Below are 16,037 nucleotides of genomic sequence, written 5' to 3' on the forward strand. Positions count from 1 at the left end.
CACCGTGCGCTCCAACCGAAAAAGGACCTGCCATGCAACCGCGCCTGAACTTCTATACCGCCAGCCCGAATGCCATCAAGGTGATGCGCAACGCCGAGGACTTCATCGCGAAAAGCTCGATCGAGAAGCCGCTCGCCGAACTCGTCCGCCTGCGCGCGTCGCAGATCAACGGCTGCGCGTTCTGCGTCGACATGCACACGACCGACGCACGCAAGGACGGCGAAACCGACCGCCGTCTCGCGACCGTCGTCGTGTGGCGCGAAACGCCGTTCTTCACCGAGCGCGAACGCGCGGCGCTGGAATGGACCGAGGCGCTGACGCTGGTGGCCGACAACCACGTGCCCGACGCCGTCTGGGAGGCCGTGAAGCCGCATTTCACCGACGAGGAGCTGTTCGACCTGTCGATGCTGATCGCGACGATCAACACGTGGAACCGCTTCGCGATCGCGTTCCGCAAGATGCCCGAGTAAGGAGACGACGATGACGTACGCCACGCTCCGTCGCGCCGCCCTCGGCGCATGGCTCGCGGCCGCGGCCGCGCTGCTGCCGGCCGCCGCCCATGCGCACGACACCGGCGACAACGTGCACACGATCATGCAGCAGGCCGTGCCGGAAGCGCCCGGCAAGCTCGCGGTCGTCGCGACCGTCGACTATGCGCCCGGCCAGGCGTCGGAAGCCCACCGGCACCTCGGCTCGGTGTTCGCGGTCGTGTCGAAAGGCGAAGTGCTGTCGCAGGTGAACGGCGGCCCGCTGCACCGCTACCGCGCCGGCGAAGGCTGGTACGAGGCGCCCGGCTCGCGCCACCAGGTGTCGCGCAACGCGAGCGCGACCGAACCCGCGCAGATCGTCGTGTTCGGGCTGACCGGCGAACACGTGCCGCTGACGTCGCCGATCGATCAGTAAGCGCTTGCCGGGGCGCGTGCCGTTGTCGACGCACGTGCCCCCCGCTGCACGACCGGGTTCGCCGCCGTTTCCCTTCCGGGGCCCCGCCGCTCCCCGCCACTCCCCGCCGGTTCTCCCTCGCCGGTTCTCCCTCGCCGTTTCCGCATTAGCCGCTCCCTACACTCCGCTACCCGCTTGCCGCACCGCGCCGCGCCACATCCCGGCCCGCCCGCGCCCCCGTTCGACGCTCGCCTGATCTCGATCAACCCGGTCGAAAACCCTTCCTTGAAATTAACTAACTCATCAATTAGCGTCGATTTCATGAACGCGAAATCCACCGTCGCCAGGCCGCGCGGGCGCCGCCCGTCGGTCGACGATTTCGACCTGCGCGACCACATGCTCGACGTCGCGATGCAGCTGTTCGCCGAGCGCGGCATCGCCGCGACGACCGTCGCGCAGATCGCCGCCGCCGCAGGCGTCACGTCGGCGATGGTCCACTACTACTTCACGAATCGCGAGCGGTTGCTCGACGCGATCGTCGAGGAACGGCTCGCACAGGCGATCGCGTTCGTGTGGCGACCGACCGAGCCGCGGATCGACGACGATCCGTTCGCGCTCGTCGGCGAACTCGTCGACCGCTTCTTCGACGTCACGCACCGCATGCCGTGGCTGCCGTCGATCTGGCTGCGCGAGATCGTCCACGAAGGCGGGCTGCTGCGCGAACGGATGGTCCGGCGCATTCCGCTCGATCATGTCGGGCGCTTCGCCGAACGCATCCGCGGCGCGCAGCAGGCCGGCACGCTGAACCCCGCGCTCGAACCCGCGTTCCTGTTCCATTCGATCGTCGCGCTGGTGATGCTGCCGCTCGCGACCGCGAAACTGTGGCAAAGCGCGCGCGGCATGCCGCCGATCGACCGCGAGGTGCTGCACCGGCACGTCCGCGCGCTGCTCGGTTCCGGCATGCAGCCGCCCGCCCCCGCGCGTCGCACACGGGCCCGCTCGCCACGGTGGCCGTCATGAACCCGCGCCGCGCACTGCCGCTCGCGACGGTTGCCGCAATCGCCGCAATCGCCGTGCTCGCCGGCTGCGGACGCCCGGCCGACAACGGCACGACCTACCAGGGCTACGTCGAAGGCGAATTCGTGTACCTGTCGTCGTCGCAATCGGGCACGCTGACGCAGCTGCCGGTCGCGCGCGGCCAGACTCTCGCCGCCGGCGCGCCGGCCTTCTCGCTCGAGGCCGTCAGCGAAACCGCTGCGCTGTTGCAGGCACAGCACCAGCTCGCGGCCGCCCGCGCGCAGCTTGCCGACCTTCAGACGGGCAAGCGCCCACCGGAAATCGCGGTCACGCAGGCGCAGCTCGCCCAGGCCACCGTGCAGGCCGCGCGGGCCGCCGCGCAACTGGCGCGCGACGAACGCCAGTACGCGGCCGGCGGCCTGTCGAAGCAGCAGCTCGACGATTCGCGCACGTCCGCGCAAACCACCGCCGCGCAGATGCGCGAACTGCAGAAACAGGTCGACGTCGCGCGCCTGCCGGGCCGCGCGCAGCAGGTCGCCGCGCAAGCTGCGCAGGTCGACGCCGCGCAGGCGGCCGTGGCCGAAGCGCAGTGGAAGCTCGACCAGAAGCGCGTCGCCGCCCCCGCCGCCGGGCGCGTGTACGACACGCTGTACCGTGTCGGCGAATGGGTGCAGGCCGGCAATCCGGTCGTGCAGATGCTGCCGCCGCAAAACCTGAAGGTGCGCTTCTTCGTGCCCGAGGCCGCCATCGCATCGCTCGCACCGGGGCGCACCGTCGCGATCCACTGCGACGGCTGTGCGGCCGACGTGCCCGCGCACATCACCTACGTGTCGAGCGAGGCCGAATACACGCCGCCCGTGATCTACAGCAACGAGAGCCGAACCAAGCTCGTGTTCATGATCGAGGCGCGCCCGGCCGTGGCCGACGCGCCGAAGCTGCATCCGGGCCAGCCCGTCGCCGTGAGGGTGCCGTGAACGCGTCCTCCGCCCCGTACGCGATCGACGTCGTTCGCCTGAACAAGCATTTCGGCGACAAACACGTCGTGAAGGACGTGTCGCTGCGCGTCGCGCGCGGCGAGATCTTCGGCTTTCTCGGTCCGAACGGCAGCGGCAAGACCACGTCGATCCGGATGATGTGCGGGTTGCTCACGCCCGACTCGGGCAGCGGCACCTGCCTCGGCTACGACATCGTGCGCGACAGCGCGCAGATCAAGCGGCGCGTCGGCTACATGACGCAGCGCTTCTCGTACTGGGAAGACCTGTCGATCCGCGAGAACCTCGATTTCGTCGCGCGCGTGTACGGGATGCCCGACCGCAAGGCGGCCGTCGCGCGCGCCCTCGACGGGCTCGGCCTCGCGAGCCGCGCCGATCAGCTCACGGGCGCGCTGTCGGGCGGCTGGAAGCAGCGCCTCGCGCTGGCCGCCTGCATGCTGCACGAGCCGGCCCTGCTGCTGCTCGACGAGCCCACGGCCGGCGTCGACCCGGCCGCGCGCCGCGACTTCTGGGAAGAACTGCACCGGCTGGCCGCCCAGGGAATTTCGGTGCTCGTCAGCACGCACTACATGGACGAAGCCGAACGCTGCCACAAGCTCGCGTACATCGCGTACGGCGAGCTGCTCGCGCAGGGCACGTCGGCGGAGATCGTCGCGTCGCAGGGGCTCGCGACCCGCGCGATCACCGGCGGCCACCTGGCCGAACTGTCCGCGCGACTGCGTACGATGCCGGGCGTCGACCAGACGGTCGTGTTCGGTTCGGCGCTGCACGTGAGCGGCCGCGATCGCGCGCGGCTCGACGCGACGCTCGCGCAGGTCGCGGCGCAGGCCGGCGGGCCCGCCGCGCTGCAGGTCGCGCCGATCGACACCGGCCTCGAGGACGTGTTCATCTACATGATGGGCCGAGCATCCGCGCCGCCCGGCGGAGCGTCGTCATGAACGCGTGGGCGCGCTTGCGCGATGCGTTCTCGGTCGCGCGCTGGTGGAGCATCGTGCTGAAGGAATTCCTGCAGCTGCGCCGCGACCGCGTGACGTTCGCGATGATCGTCGGCGTGCCGATCATCCAGCTCTCGCTGTTCGGCTTCGCGATCAACACCGATCCGAAGCATCTGCCGACCGCGGTGATCGTCGCCGATGCGAGCCCGTTCGCGCGGAGCTTCGTCGCCGCGATGCGCAACTCCGCGTACTTCGACATCGTCGGGACGCTGCCCGACGAAGCGGCCGGCCGGCGTGCGCTGGCGCGCGGCGACGTGCTGTTCGTTTTGAACGTGCCGGCCGATTTCTCGCGCCGGCTGCTGCGCGGCGAACGTCCGTCGCTGCTCGTCGAGGCGGACGCGACCGATCCCGTCGCGACCGCGTCGGCGATCGGCGCGCTCGCCGGCCTCGTGCAGCCGGTCGCGGACAAGGACCTGACCGGCCCGCTCGCGCACCTGAACGGCCGGCCGGCCGCCTTCGACGTCGTGCTGCACCGGCTCTACAACCCCGAGGGCATCACGCAGTACAACGTCGTGCCGGGCCTGATGGGCGTGATCCTGACGATGACGATGGTGATGATGACGGGCCTCGCGATCACGCGCGAACGCGAGCGCGGCACGATGGAGAACCTGCTCGCGACGCCCGTGCGGCCGCTCGAGGTGATGACGGGCAAGATCGTCCCGTACGTGCTGATCGGGCTGATCCAGGTGTCGATCATTCTCGCGGCCGCCCGCTTCGTGTTCGAGGTGCCGTTCGTCGGCGGCGCGTTCGCGATCTACCTGTCCGCGCTGCTGTTCATTGCCGCGAACCTGACCGTCGGCATCACGCTGTCGTCGCTCGCGCAGAACCAGCTGCAGGCGATGCAGCTCGCGGTGTTCTACTTCCTGCCGAACATCCTGCTGTCGGGCTTCATGTTCCCGTTCGCCGGGATGCCGAAGTGGGCGCAGTTCATCGGCAACCTGCTGCCGCTCACCTACTTCAACCGCCTCGTGCGCGGCATCCTGCTGAAAGGGAACGGCTGGAACGACCTGTGGCCGTCCGTGTGGCCGGTCGCGCTGTTCACGGTCGTTGTGATGGGCATCGCGTTGCGCTTCTACCGGCGCACGCTCGACTAGGCACCGCACGATGAAACCGGCTTCGCGTCGCCCCCTCCACGCCACCCGCTGCTGCACGCTGGCCGCTGCCGCGCTGCTCGTCGCCGGATGCGCGGTCGGGCCGGATTTCCACGCGCCGGATGCGCCCGCCACGCAGCGCTACACGCGCGGCGAACCGCCGGCGACGACGGCCGCCGCCGGCCCGGCAGGCGATGGCCAGACGTTCGCATCGGCCGAACACACCCCGCAGCACTGGTGGACGCAGTTCGGCTCCGAACCGCTGAACCGGCTCGTCGATACCGCGTGGCGCAACAGCCCGACGCTTGCCGAAGCCCGTGCGCGGCTCGACGAAGCGCGCCAGAACCATGCGGCCGAAGCCGGCGCGACGATGCTGCCGAAAGTCGATGCGAGCCTGTCCGCGACGCGCGAGCAGGTCGACACGACCGCGTTCGGCCTGCCGGCCAGCGTGCCGAGCCCGGGGCCGTTCACGCTTTATGACGCGTCGGTGAGCGTGTCGTACGTGCTCGACGTGTTCGGCGGCAACCGGCGCGCGCTCGAGGCGCTGCGCGCGCAGGTCGACTACCAGGCCTATACGCTCGACGCCGCGCGCCTGACGCTCGCGGGTAACGTCGTCGCCACCGCGATCCTGCGCGCGTCGCTCGCGCAGCAGGTCGCGCTCACGCGGCAGCTGATCGACGCGCAGACGCGGCAGTTGCGCATCGTCGAAGCGCGTTTCACTGCCGGTGGCGTATCGCAGGCCGATGTGCATGCGCAGCGCGCGTTGCTCGCGCAGACGCAGGCGTCGCTGCCGCCGCTCGCGACCCGCCTCGCGCAGTCCGGCCACCGGCTCGCGATCCTGCTCGGCTCGCCGCCCGCCGACGCGATGCTGCCCGACCTCACGCTGGATGCGCTCGCGCTGCCTCGCACGCTGCCCGTCGCGCTGCCGTCGACGCTCGCACGCGAACGGCCCGACATCCGCGCCGCCGAAGCCATGCTGCACCAGGCGAGCGCGAACGTCGGCGTGGCCACCGCGAACCTGTATCCGCGCTTTTCGGTTTCGGCGGGGATCGGCTCGGAGCGCACACGTATCGCGGACATCGTGAGCGGGCTCAACGTGTGGAACGTCGGCCTCGGCCTGACGCAACCGCTCTTTCACGGCGGCGAACTGCGCGCGAAGAAACGGGCGGCCGAAGCGGCGTACGACGCCGCGTTCGCGAGTTACCGGGAAACCGTGCTCGAGGCGCTGCAGCAGGTGGCCGACGCGATGCGCGCGGTCGAACACGACGCTGCCGCATGGCAGGCTCGGGACACCGCGGCACGAGAAGCGGCGGCCAGCAATACGATTGCCGGCGACCGTTACGCGACGGGCGGGATCAGCACGTTCGACCTGCTCGATGCACAGCGGCAGGCACTGCAGACGGCGCTCGACCGTACGCGCGCACAGGCCGACCGGCTTGCCGATACGGCGGCGCTGTTTCAGGCGCTCGCGGGAAGCTGGACGAACGACGCGGCGGAGTGAGTGCGCGGTGCAGGTTCAATGCGGTGATCGAAGCGGAGCGATCGCGCGACGCGGGTTTGACCCAGCGATAGAAACGGAGCGACCGGATGCGTGCTCGACGCAACGACCGCGGCGCGACATTCGCACGAATCGCGCGGGCATGAAAAAACCGGCCCGAAGGCCGGTTTTCATACCGCATGCCGCAAGCGGCGCTCGCGCGCCGCGCGACATCAGAAGCGGTGGATCATGCCGACGCCGACGCCGATCTGGTTCTGCTTCGAACCTGCGCCCACGCCGTCGCCGATCGACGTCGTTGCAGCGATGATCTTGCCGCCGTTCAGCGTGTTGCCGCTCGCGTGCTGGTACGCCTCAACCGCGTACAGGCCCGTGCGCTTCGACAGGCTGTAATACTGCGACACCGTGACCTGGTGGTACTTGGCCGAGCTCGTGATGCCGTTCGACTGCGTTGCCGCCGTGTACGAGTAGCCTGCCGCGAAGTCCCACTGAGCGACCGGCTTCCAGTGCAGCACGGCGCCAGCCGTGTTGAAGATCGCCGTGTTCTTGAAACCCGAACCCGTGCCCGGAATGTATTGAACATTCGAGTACGACGCCGAAATGTCCCACGCCGGCGAGAACTGGTAGCCAGCCGTGACGGCCAGTCGCTGTTGCGACTGCGCGAACTGGTAGCCATTGTTGATCGACGAAACTGCCGGCTCGACACCGTTGGTGCCGGCTGCGTTCAGGCCGTTCTGCACCGTCGAGTTCGCGCCCCACGCGCCGCCGCCGAGCGTCGAGTTGTTGACTCGCTGGTAGCCGACCGCGATGCCTGCCGGGCCGTTCAGGTACTGGATCGCCGCGCTCCACGTCGAGCCGCGGTTCGTCGCGCCTGCGACGCCGCCGAACGAGTACGAACCGCCGACCGTGAAGCCGTAGAACTTCGGCGACATGTAGACGAGCGAGTTGTTCGCGCGGTAGCTGGTATCCAGCGAATCGATATCGCCCGGGTGCGCGCCGTAGTAACCGGTCAGCCAGGTCGTCGGGCTGTACGGCGACAGCAGCGTGTAGTACGCGGTGTACTGGCGGCCGGCCGTCAGCGTACCGTACGTATTGTTGGTCAGGCCAACCCACGCCTGACGCGTGAAGATGCCGTTGGTCCATTGCGACGAACCGTTAGCCGTGTTGACGCCGGCTTCCAACTGGAAAATCGCCTTCGTGCCGCCGCCGAGATCTTCGCTGCCCTTCAGGCCGAAGCGGCTGCCTGCCCACACGCCGGTGGACATCTGCACCTTCGAGTGACCACCCGTGGTCGCGCCGACTGCCGACGAGTTGTTTTGGTATGCGATACCGTTATCGACGATACCGTACAGGGTCACGCTGCTCTGTGCGTGGGCGGCGGTAGCGGCTGCAAGGCCCGCTGCCGTCATGGCGAAAGCGACGCGCTTTTTCATTGATTCTCCGTCCTCAAAGAATGATTTCTTTTCTGGTGTGGTTTTATGACTGACACATGTGCGAGTACATGCCGACGCGATTCTGACGGATTACCAATCATTTCCCAACATGTGCAGTCGGTCATCGTATGATCGACGCAACGCACGGGTTCACCAAGCAGTTACATAACACCTGAAAACGCTTACGCGGCGGGCTTTTCCGGCATTTCCCGGTGAAAACCCTAGCTTTACATTTTTACGGGTGCAACACGACCGTCGGATGTTGTCAGATGCCTTCGGCGAAATACATCTTACAAATGCGCGACCGCGGCTGACGCCGCGATTCACGCCGCCGCGAAGGATCGCTGACGTTCATGACACCCACGTTTCGCGAAACGAAATGATGAAAACGTTTTTAGACGATGCGGGAGAACCGGCCCGGCGAACGCGGGCCGAGGGGCGATACCGGCACCTGTCGCGCCGGCATCGTTCGGTGGGTGTCAGCGTGTGACCGGCTGCGCGAGATGCGCGCTCACGGCATCGGAGAGCGCGGTCATGCGCGCGCGAATCGCCGTGTTCGAGCCGACCAGCGCGAGCGACGACGCCATGATCCGGTAGACGCGCTTTCTCGGCACCTTGGCCGGCTTCGCCGGATCGAGCCACGCGTCATGGCCGGCCAGCAGTTCGAGCGTTTCGAGGCCGATCATGATCGGCCACAGGCATGCCAGCCGCAGCCGCACGAATCGGCGCGGGATCGCAACGGTATACAGGCACGCGTCGCGATACTGGTCCAGCGTCACGCGCAGCAGGTCGACCAGCACGCCGCGCGCGCGCGCCGACGCATCGGGCAACGTCAGGTCGGCGACGCTCAGCCCGTGCGCGCCCAGCACATCGTCGGGCAGGTAGCAGCGGCCGATGCGCAGGTCCTTCGCGCAGTCGCGCAGGATGTTGGTCATCTGCAGCGCCTTGCCGAAGCGGATGCCCTTCTCGACCATGTCCGGCAGGTTCCAGCCGCGCGCGGCCGGCGTGTGCATGCCCGTCATGTCGGTCCAGAACTCGCCCACGCAGCCGGCGACGAGATACGTGTAGCGGTCGAGTTCGTCGCGCGTCCGCAGCGACGCGACCCGCCCCGATTGCTCGTCGGGGAACGTGCGCAGGTCGAATACCATCCCCGCCGTCAGCGTCGCGACGACCTTGCGGATCGATGCGCGATCGGCGTCCGGCTGCGCGCGCAGCAGCGCGAGCATCGGCTCCATCGAGCCGAGCAGCACGTGCTCGTGCGAATCGGTCTGCATCCGCGTCACGTCCTCGAGCGCACGCGACAGCGCGACGCCGTCGCCGAGCTGCTCGACCTCGTCGCGCAGCTCGGTCAGCAATGCCGCCCGGCGATCGGGCGCGACGAGCGCCGTATCGGCGATCGTGTCGGCCGCGCGCGCGAGCAGGTACGCGAGGCCGACCGGGTCGCGCATGCCGTCGGGCAGCACGCGCAGCGTCAGGTAGAAGGAGCGGGAAACGTTCTTCAGCAGGTCGCCGAGCAGGTAGGCGGAATCGGTTCGAGTCGTCATGGGTCGGGAAAAATCGGCCGGCGCGGGCCCCGGACGCACACGGGCGCCGGGCGCCCGCGCCGGCCCGCGAGTCGCCGCATCGTCGCGCCAGGCGGGCGTCCGGCCCGGCACGGCGATGCAAAATTCCCGCAAGTTTAGTGCATCCGGCGCACGGCCTGCCCGGGACGGCCGGAATGCGTCGCCCGTCGGGCCGCCGTCAACCGCCCCGTCGCGCATATCGCGCCCCGAAAACAAGAAACGGAAAGGCCGAAGTAATACATATGTAATTATTCGGTGCGACGATCGCGTCCCATCCGACTCCGTGCGACACGGCGCGACAGCCGCACCGCCGGAGCGACCGCCCCTTTCCGACTCTCGTTTCGAAGGTTCACCGACATGCTCTTCAAGCGCCCGACCTCCCTGCGCTACGTCCCGTTCGCCTGTGCCGCCGCATTCCTGCTCGCCGCGTGCGGCGGCGACGACGACGTCGCGTCCGATCCCACCCAGCCGATTTCCGCGAAGATCCAGGTGGTCGGCCATCGCGGCGCGAGCGCGCTGCGCCCCGAACACACGCTGGCGTCGTACCGCAAGGCAATCGAGGACGGCGCGGACGTGATCGAGCCCGATCTCGTGTCGACCCGCGACGGCGTGCTCGTCGCGCGGCACGAGAACGAGATCTCGGGCACGACGAACGTGTCCGCGCTGCCGCAGTTCGCGAGCCGCAAGGCGACCAAGACGATCGACGGCGCGCAGCTGACGGGCTGGTTCACCGAGGATTTCACGCTCGCCGAGCTGAAGACGCTGCGCGCCCGCGAGCGCATTCCGCAGGTCCGCCCCGCGAACACCGCGTACAACGATCAGTTCGAGATTCCGACGTTCGACGAAATCGTCGCGCTCGCGAAGCAGATGTCCGCACAGACCGGCCGCACGATCCACCTGTATCCGGAAACCAAGCACCCGACCTACTTCCAGTCGATCGGCCTGCCGCTCGAGGACCGCCTCGTCGATGCACTGCTGAAGGATGCGTACACGGCCCGCACCGCGACCGTCTACATCCAGTCGTTCGAGGTCGCGAACCTGAAGGCGATCCGCAACCGGATCAAGTCGAGCCAGCCGAACTGGAAGCTCGTGCAGCTGATGGACGAAGCCGGCCAGCGCCCGTACGACTTCGTGAAGGCGAACGACAAGCGCACCTACGGCGACCTGTCGACGCGCGACGGCATGCGCGAGGTCGCGACCTATGCGAACGGCGTCGGCCCGTACAAGACGTCGATCATCGCGGTCGCCGCGGACGGCACGCTGCAGCAGCCGACGCAGTACGTGCGCTACGCGCACGAGGCCGGCCTCGTCGTGCATCCGTACACGTTCCGCCCGGAGAACAACTTCCTGCCCGCGTCGCTGAAGGACGGCGGCACGCCGGCCGCGCGCAACACGGCAGGCTCGGTGCGCGAGATCCAGGCGTACCTGCGCGCGGGCATCGACGGCTTCTTCACCGACGATCCTGCCGTCGGCCGCACGGCCGTCGATACGTTCAAGCGCTGACACGCGCGTCGACCGGGCGCGGCGCGCGACGCGCGCGTTGCGCCCGGTTGCATCGCATCGGTCAGATCACGTTGAAGTGGTGCGTGCCGTCCCGCTTCAACTGGTCGACCAGCCCGTATTCCCAGTCGAGATACGCCTGCATCGCGGCCGCCGCGTTGTCGGTGCCTTCGTACGGGCGCCGGTAGCGGTCGACGCGCGGCGAAGCGAGATGCGTCTCGCCGCTTTCCAGCGGCAGCCCGGCGTCGATCCACGCGGCCGTGCCGCCGGTGAGCACCCGGATCTCGGCCGAAGCCGGCAGCAGCGCACGCGCGTCGTCCGCCGCAAACCGCGCGAGCAGGCTCGACCCGCACGTGAACACATAACGCTTCGCGGCCGGAATCGCCGCGAGCGCGTCGCGCAGCTGCGCACGCACGGCGAACCACGCGCCCGGGATATGGCGCTTCACGTAGTTCGCACTGGCCGTCACGTCGACGATCGCCAGCTCGCCGGGCGCCGCCTCCTTCAGCCAGCCCGCGAGCGTCGCGGGCGATACCTCCGTCACGGCCGGCGTCGCCGGCACGTCGCGCGGCGGCTGGCCGCGCTCGCCGAAAGCGGCCGCGCCGGCCGGCTCGACGACACGCACGTCCCAGCCCATCTGCGCGAGCCACGACGCGGTCATGTCGGCACGCACGCCGTCGTCGTCGGCGAGCACGATCCGCGCGCCGCGCACGGCTGCGTGATGGTCGGTCTCCTGCACGAGCTGGCCGCCCGGCGTGCTCAGGAAACCGGGCAGATGGCCGGCTTCGTATTCCTCCGGCGTGCGCACGTCGAAGCGGTACAGCGTGCGGCCCGGTTCGTCGAGCGCGGCGACGTCGGCGAGCGCGATGCGCGGCACGCCCGCGCGTTCGGCCACCGCGCGCGCAGCGCGGCGCGCTTCGTCGCGCTGCGTCGCGTCGATGTCGTCCGGAAAGCGCCGCGCGGCCCCCCGCTCGAGCGTCTGGCCCGCGAGCGTCCAGCCGATCGTGCCGTTGCGCAGCGCCGCGACCGGATTCGGCAGCCCCGCGTTGACGAGCGACTGCGTGCCGATGATGCTGCGCGTGCGTCCCGCGCAGTTGACGACGACCTGCGTCGCCGGGTTCGGCGCAAGCGCGCGCACGCGCAGCACGAGTTCCGCGCCGGGTACGCTCGTCGAGGTCGGGATGTTCATCGTCTGGTATTCGTCGAAACGGCGCGCGTCGACGATCACGACATCGGCCTGCGCGTCGATCAGCGCCTGCACCTCCTGCGCGGACAGCGACGGCGTATGCCGCTCGGCCTCGACCCATTCGCCGAACGACTTGCTCGGCACGTTCACGTCGATGAACAGTTCGCCGCCCGCCGCGAGCCAGCCCGCGAGGCCGCCGTCGAGCAGCCGCACGTCGGTGTAGCCGAGTAGCGCGAGCTTCTCGGCCGCGCGCGGCGCGAGATCCTCGCCGCCGGCTTCGCCGAACACGACGATCGGCGTGTCGCGGCGCGGAATCCGCGTCCACGCGTCGAGTTCGAGTTTCGACAGCGGAAAGTTGGCGGCCCACAGCGGGTGGCCCTGCGCGTACGGATCTTCCTCGCGTACGTCGATCAGTGCGATCTCGTCGCGGGCAAGCAGGCGCGCGCGCACATCCTGGTACGACGCGACGGGAAAACGGGAAGTGGAATCGGCGGAGTGCGTCACGATGTCTCTGTGTTGAATGCGTTGAAGTCGGTGAAGAAAGCGGAACGGATCAATCTTGGGCCCGCCGGCGCGTGCGGGCAACTGGCCTTCCGGCCGGTCGCTTGCGGCCGGCCGCATCGGCGGGCGTTGCATCAGGCGTTCGAATAGCCCGACACGAAGGGTTTCACGGTGCCGTCGTCCAGGTACACCGCGCGCTCGACCTTGCCGATGTTCGCGCCGTACACGTGGATGCTGATCGATACCTGATCGGCGAACGCGTTGGTCACGCGATGGACGTCGCCGATGCGCGGCGACACGGCCTCGATCTCGCCCGGCGCGAGCCGCACGGCTTCGCCGGACGGCACGGGCCGGCCCGCTGCGTCGAACCGGTACGGCTGCGAGAATTCGCCGCCGCGCAGCATCCCGATCAGCCCCCACACCGTGTGATTGTGGATCGGCGTCGTCTGGCCGGGGCCCCACACGAAGCTGACGACCGAGAACCGCTCGTCCGGGTCGAGATGCAGCAGGTATTGCCGATAGCGCGCGGGGTCGGGCTGCGCGAACGCGTCGGGCAACCAGTCGTCGTGTTCGACGAGCGCGGCGAGCAGCGCACCGCCCTCGTCGAGGATGCGCGCCTCGTCCGCGCCGGACGCGAGCAGCGCGCCCAGACCGTCGACGAACGGACGCAGCGGCGTCTGATGCAACGAAAGCGTACTCATCGGCTGGCTCCTCGAATATGATGCCGAATATGATGGATCGTCATGATGCACCTGAAAGACCATGCAGAACAAACATGAAAATTAGCGATATCGACGCTTTTGCAGCGGTGGTCCGCTGCCAGACCCTGAGCCAGGCCGCGGCCGAGCTCGGGATGACGCAGCCCGCGATCACGCGGCGCGTCCAGAATCTCGAGGAAGCGCTCGGCGTGACCCTGCTCGATCGCAACACGAAGCCGCCGCGCCCGACCGACATCGGCCGGCAGGTCTTCGAGCAGTGTCGCGCGATCCTGCGCGAAGTCGATGCGCTGCGCGAGCTGACGACCGGCGAGCAGCCGCCCGCCGGCGAGTTCCGGATCGGGCTCACGCAGGGCCTCGGCGAACTGATGCTCCCCGCGCTGATCGCCGAACTCGCCGCGCAGTGGCCCGCGCTCGCGACGCAGGTCACGACCGCGTGGGGCGGAATGCTCGTCGAGCGCGTCGCCCGCCGCGAACTCGATGCGGCGCTCGTGTTCCTCGCGCGCGAGATGGTGCTGCCGGCACAGGTCGACGGCGAACGGCTGCTGGCCACGCGGCTCGTCGCGGTCGGCCGCAAGGGTGACTGGCCGCGCCGCAGCTACCGGCTCGCCGACTGCCACGCACATGGCTGGGTGCTCAATCCCGACGGCTGCGGCTTTCGTGCGGGCCTGCGGCGCGCGCTCGACGCGCAGGGCCTGCCGATGCCGGTCACGCTCGACGCCTACGGCCGCGACCTGCAACTGCAGAGCGTCGCGAACGGCTTCGGCATCGGGCTGATGCCGCTGCCGCTCGTCGAAGGCAGCCCGCTGCGCGACGCGCTCGACATCGTGCCGCTCGCCGATTTCAAGCCGCACATCGATCTGTGGTTGCTGCGCCGGCACGATGCGGCCCGCTTCGGCGCGCCGCTCGCGGCCGTCGCCGCGCATGCGCGTGTGGCATTCTCGCTGCCCGAGCAGGCGCACGACCAGGCTGCATGACCGTATCGGGCGGCGGCAGCATCGCGCCGCCCGGTCGATGCTCGCGCCAGCCCTGCTCCGCTCACGCATCGCTGCGGCCGCGCTCGGTCCCGTTGACCGACGCCCCGCCCGTTTCCGTCTCGCCGCTCGCTTTGCCCTTCGCTGCGCCCTTCGTCTCGCCCTTCGCTTCGACCCGGCTCGCTGCGTCGAGCACCGCACGCCCCGCCGCCACCGCGATCGCGTCGTCCTGCGGCGTATGCACGCGGCTGCACAGCACGTCGCGATAGTGGCGTTCGAGCGGATTGGCGCGGCTCAGCCCGTGATTGCCCGACAGCTTCAGCGCCTGCTCGACCGCACGGATCGCGTGCTCGGTCACGGTGCGCTTGACCAGTCCGCTCGTCGTGACCGGCGGCGCATGACCCGCGTCGGTGCGCGCGACGTGATCGTCGAGCAGCACGCGGTTCGCGTGCAGCCAGCCCTCGATTTCGCCGACCGCTTCCTGCACGCGCGGCAGCGTCGCGAGCCGCGCGCCCAGCCCGCTCGGCGCACGCGTCGTCGCGAATTCGACCACCCAGTCGCGCGACGCGCGCGCCACCGCGTCGTACAGGCTGCCGAGCAGCGCGACCATCCACGCCTGCTGGTCGGCCTGCGCGTCGGCATCCGCGTGGGTCGCGGCCGACACGGCCCATGCGTCCGGTGCGCGCACGTCGACCGCGTGATCGGCCGGCAGCCGGACGTCGTCGAACACGACCTCGTGGCTGCCCGACGCACGCAGGCCGAGGTGATTCCAGCTTTCGATCACGCGGATGCGATCGCCATCCGCATCGCGGTCGCGCGGCACGAGAAACACGCCGACGCGCGGCGCCGGTTCGTCGGTGCGCGCCCACACGGCCAGCCAGCGCAGCGCCGGAATCCCGGTGCTGTACAGCTTGTGGCCGGACAGCCGCCAGCCGTCGCCGTCGCGCCGGGCAACGGTTTCCGGCAGGCCGCCGCGCGACGGCGAACCGAGCGCGGGCTCGACCCGCAGCGCGTTGATCAGCGCACCGTGCGTGACCGCGCTGTCGAACACCGCGCGCCGCACCTGTGCGGGCCAGCGGTTGTCGGCCCGGCCGAGCGCGCGATGTTGCAGATACGTCATCGTCAGCACCAGCGCGGTGGCCGGATCGGCCCGCGCGACGGCGGCGACGATCCGGCTCGCCTGCGCGAGCGTCGCACCGGCGCCGCCATGCTCGCGCGGCACGACCTGCGCGATCAGCCCCGCGCGATGCAGCCGTGCGAAGTTCTCGTGCGGAAAGCGGCCATCGACGTCGTTGCGCGCCGCATCGGCGGCAAGTTCCGGCGCGAGGCGCTCGAGCAGCGCGGCGACGCGTGCGTCGTCGGCATCGTCGGTGGGCAGGAGGCGCAGCGCGGGCGGCTGCGGCGACGGCGAGGAAGCGGCAAGGCTGGCGGACATCGAAACGGATTCCCTGGGTAATACGGACAGGCGGCAAGCGCGACGGAGATCGGCAACCGCGGCAATCGATCGCCACGCGGCGCGGTATCCCGTGAACCGGGCGATCCGCAACGCGTGCCCCCGGATTCGCCGGCGCCCGCGCGCCCGATCGTTCGTGAGCCCACAGCGTATGCGCAGCGCACACGCGCCCAAACCATGCAAATCTGATATTCAAATCGGGATTGATTATTTCCATTCCGCATGATCGCGGCGTTAACC

14 protein-coding genes are annotated in these 16,037 nt (G+C 69.4%); 9 read left to right on the forward strand and 5 right to left on the reverse strand.

The window, feature by feature from the left end; genetic code table 11:
* The first annotated feature begins 32 nt into the window (after nucleotides 1-32).
* From ABIC51_RS07170 to ABIC51_RS07200, 7 genes are all read left to right on the forward strand, one after another.
* On the forward strand, nucleotides 33-470 hold the full coding sequence (locus ABIC51_RS07170) for a carboxymuconolactone decarboxylase family protein (protein ID WP_021159255.1): 438 nt from the start codon (nucleotides 33-35) through the stop codon (nucleotides 468-470).
* 10 nt (nucleotides 471-480) lie between these two features.
* Nucleotides 481-903 carry a cupin domain-containing protein gene (locus tag ABIC51_RS07175; RefSeq protein WP_060314948.1) on the forward strand — a complete coding sequence of 141 codons (423 nt, stop codon included), beginning with the start codon at nucleotides 481-483 and terminating at the stop codon, nucleotides 901-903.
* A gap of 300 nt (nucleotides 904-1,203) precedes the next feature.
* On the forward strand, nucleotides 1,204-1,902 hold the full coding sequence (locus tag ABIC51_RS07180; RefSeq protein ID WP_175898121.1) for a TetR/AcrR family transcriptional regulator: 699 nt from the start codon (nucleotides 1,204-1,206) through the stop codon (nucleotides 1,900-1,902).
* Nucleotides 1,899-2,873, forward strand: a complete 975-nt coding sequence (locus tag ABIC51_RS07185) for an HlyD family secretion protein (protein WP_146253231.1) — start codon at nucleotides 1,899-1,901, stop codon at nucleotides 2,871-2,873. Before ABIC51_RS07180 ends, ABIC51_RS07185 begins: the two co-directional genes overlap by 4 nt.
* Complete coding sequence (locus ABIC51_RS07190; RefSeq protein ID WP_175897998.1) at nucleotides 2,870-3,829, forward strand: ABC transporter ATP-binding protein; 960 nt, start codon at nucleotides 2,870-2,872, stop codon at nucleotides 3,827-3,829. Before ABIC51_RS07185 ends, ABIC51_RS07190 begins: the two co-directional genes overlap by 4 nt.
* Entirely contained in the window at nucleotides 3,826-4,980 is a 1,155-nt protein-coding gene (locus tag ABIC51_RS07195) for an ABC transporter permease (RefSeq protein WP_146253232.1), read from the forward strand. The genes ABIC51_RS07190 and ABIC51_RS07195 overlap by 4 nt, the downstream gene beginning before the upstream one ends.
* A gap of 10 nt (nucleotides 4,981-4,990) precedes the next feature.
* Nucleotides 4,991-6,478 carry an efflux transporter outer membrane subunit gene (locus tag ABIC51_RS07200; RefSeq protein WP_175897999.1) on the forward strand — a complete coding sequence of 496 codons (1,488 nt, stop codon included), beginning with the start codon at nucleotides 4,991-4,993 and terminating at the stop codon, nucleotides 6,476-6,478.
* A gap of 209 nt (nucleotides 6,479-6,687) precedes the next feature.
* Here ABIC51_RS07200 and ABIC51_RS07205 read toward each other — a convergent pair whose 3' ends face one another.
* Together ABIC51_RS07205 and ABIC51_RS07210 are read right to left on the reverse strand one after the other, a co-directional pair.
* On the reverse strand, nucleotides 6,688-7,905 hold the full coding sequence (locus ABIC51_RS07205; RefSeq protein WP_027791462.1) for a porin: 1,218 nt from the start codon (nucleotides 7,903-7,905) through the stop codon (nucleotides 6,688-6,690).
* A 479-nt stretch (nucleotides 7,906-8,384) separates the two neighbouring features.
* On the reverse strand, nucleotides 8,385-9,449 hold the full coding sequence (locus ABIC51_RS07210) for a phytoene/squalene synthase family protein (RefSeq protein ID WP_119339016.1): 1,065 nt from the start codon (nucleotides 9,447-9,449) through the stop codon (nucleotides 8,385-8,387).
* Between the two features lie 375 nt (nucleotides 9,450-9,824).
* Between ABIC51_RS07210 and ABIC51_RS07215 the strand changes: the two genes are divergently transcribed.
* A complete protein-coding gene (locus tag ABIC51_RS07215; protein ID WP_146253235.1) occupies nucleotides 9,825-10,970 on the forward strand; it encodes a glycerophosphodiester phosphodiesterase in 1,146 nt (381 codons plus the stop codon).
* Between the two features lie 61 nt (nucleotides 10,971-11,031).
* On the opposite strand, the gene ABIC51_RS07220 is transcribed toward ABIC51_RS07215, so the two are convergent.
* Nucleotides 11,032-12,657, reverse strand: coding sequence for a rhodanese-related sulfurtransferase (locus ABIC51_RS07220; RefSeq protein WP_175898000.1), 1,626 nt, complete (start codon nucleotides 12,655-12,657; stop codon nucleotides 11,032-11,034).
* Nucleotides 12,658-12,788: 131 nt separating this feature from the next.
* On the reverse strand, nucleotides 12,789-13,355 hold the full coding sequence (locus ABIC51_RS07225; RefSeq protein WP_027791458.1) for a cysteine dioxygenase family protein: 567 nt from the start codon (nucleotides 13,353-13,355) through the stop codon (nucleotides 12,789-12,791).
* A 17-nt stretch (nucleotides 13,356-13,372) separates the two neighbouring features.
* On the opposite strand from ABIC51_RS07225, the gene ABIC51_RS07230 reads away from it, so the two are divergent.
* The gene (locus ABIC51_RS07230; protein ID WP_175898001.1) at nucleotides 13,373-14,347 is read left to right on the forward strand and encodes a LysR family transcriptional regulator; all 975 of its coding nucleotides are present in this window, start codon (nucleotides 13,373-13,375) and stop codon (nucleotides 14,345-14,347) included.
* A gap of 61 nt (nucleotides 14,348-14,408) precedes the next feature.
* Here the strand turns inward: ABIC51_RS07230 and ABIC51_RS07235 are convergent, their stop codons facing one another.
* Entirely contained in the window at nucleotides 14,409-15,779 is a 1,371-nt protein-coding gene (locus ABIC51_RS07235; protein WP_175898002.1) for an acyl-CoA dehydrogenase family protein, read from the reverse strand.
* Nucleotides 15,780-16,037: the final 258 nt, after the last annotated feature.

This window comes from Burkholderia sp. 572, from assembly GCF_040545135.1.
Taxonomy (GTDB): Bacteria; Pseudomonadota; Gammaproteobacteria; order Burkholderiales; family Burkholderiaceae; genus Burkholderia; species Burkholderia cepacia.

What these genes read in the sequence shown, in the direction of transcription:
- ABIC51_RS07170 (WP_021159255.1), top strand. Translation starts at nt 33, where the DNA reads ATGCAACCGCGCCTGAACTTCTATACCGCCAGCCCGAATGCCATCAAG.
- ABIC51_RS07175 (WP_060314948.1), top strand. Translation starts at nt 481, where the DNA reads ATGACGTACGCCACGCTCCGTCGCGCCGCCCTCGGCGCATGGCTCGCG.
- ABIC51_RS07180 (WP_175898121.1), top strand. Translation starts at nt 1,204, where the DNA reads ATGAACGCGAAATCCACCGTCGCCAGGCCGCGCGGGCGCCGCCCGTCG.
- ABIC51_RS07185 (WP_146253231.1), top strand. Translation starts at nt 1,899, where the DNA reads ATGAACCCGCGCCGCGCACTGCCGCTCGCGACGGTTGCCGCAATCGCC.
- ABIC51_RS07195 (WP_146253232.1), top strand. Translation starts at nt 3,826, where the DNA reads ATGAACGCGTGGGCGCGCTTGCGCGATGCGTTCTCGGTCGCGCGCTGG.
- ABIC51_RS07200 (WP_175897999.1), top strand. Translation starts at nt 4,991, where the DNA reads ATGAAACCGGCTTCGCGTCGCCCCCTCCACGCCACCCGCTGCTGCACG.
- ABIC51_RS07205 (WP_027791462.1), bottom strand. Translation starts at nt 7,905, where the DNA reads ATGAAAAAGCGCGTCGCTTTCGCCATGACGGCAGCGGGCCTTGCAGCC.
- ABIC51_RS07210 (WP_119339016.1), bottom strand. Translation starts at nt 9,449, where the DNA reads ATGACGACTCGAACCGATTCCGCCTACCTGCTCGGCGACCTGCTGAAG.
- ABIC51_RS07215 (WP_146253235.1), top strand. Translation starts at nt 9,825, where the DNA reads ATGCTCTTCAAGCGCCCGACCTCCCTGCGCTACGTCCCGTTCGCCTGT.
- ABIC51_RS07225 (WP_027791458.1), bottom strand. Translation starts at nt 13,355, where the DNA reads ATGAGTACGCTTTCGTTGCATCAGACGCCGCTGCGTCCGTTCGTCGAC.
- ABIC51_RS07230 (WP_175898001.1), top strand. Translation starts at nt 13,373, where the DNA reads ATGATGCCGAATATGATGGATCGTCATGATGCACCTGAAAGACCATGC.
- ABIC51_RS07235 (WP_175898002.1), bottom strand. Translation starts at nt 15,779, where the DNA reads ATGTCCGCCAGCCTTGCCGCTTCCTCGCCGTCGCCGCAGCCGCCCGCG.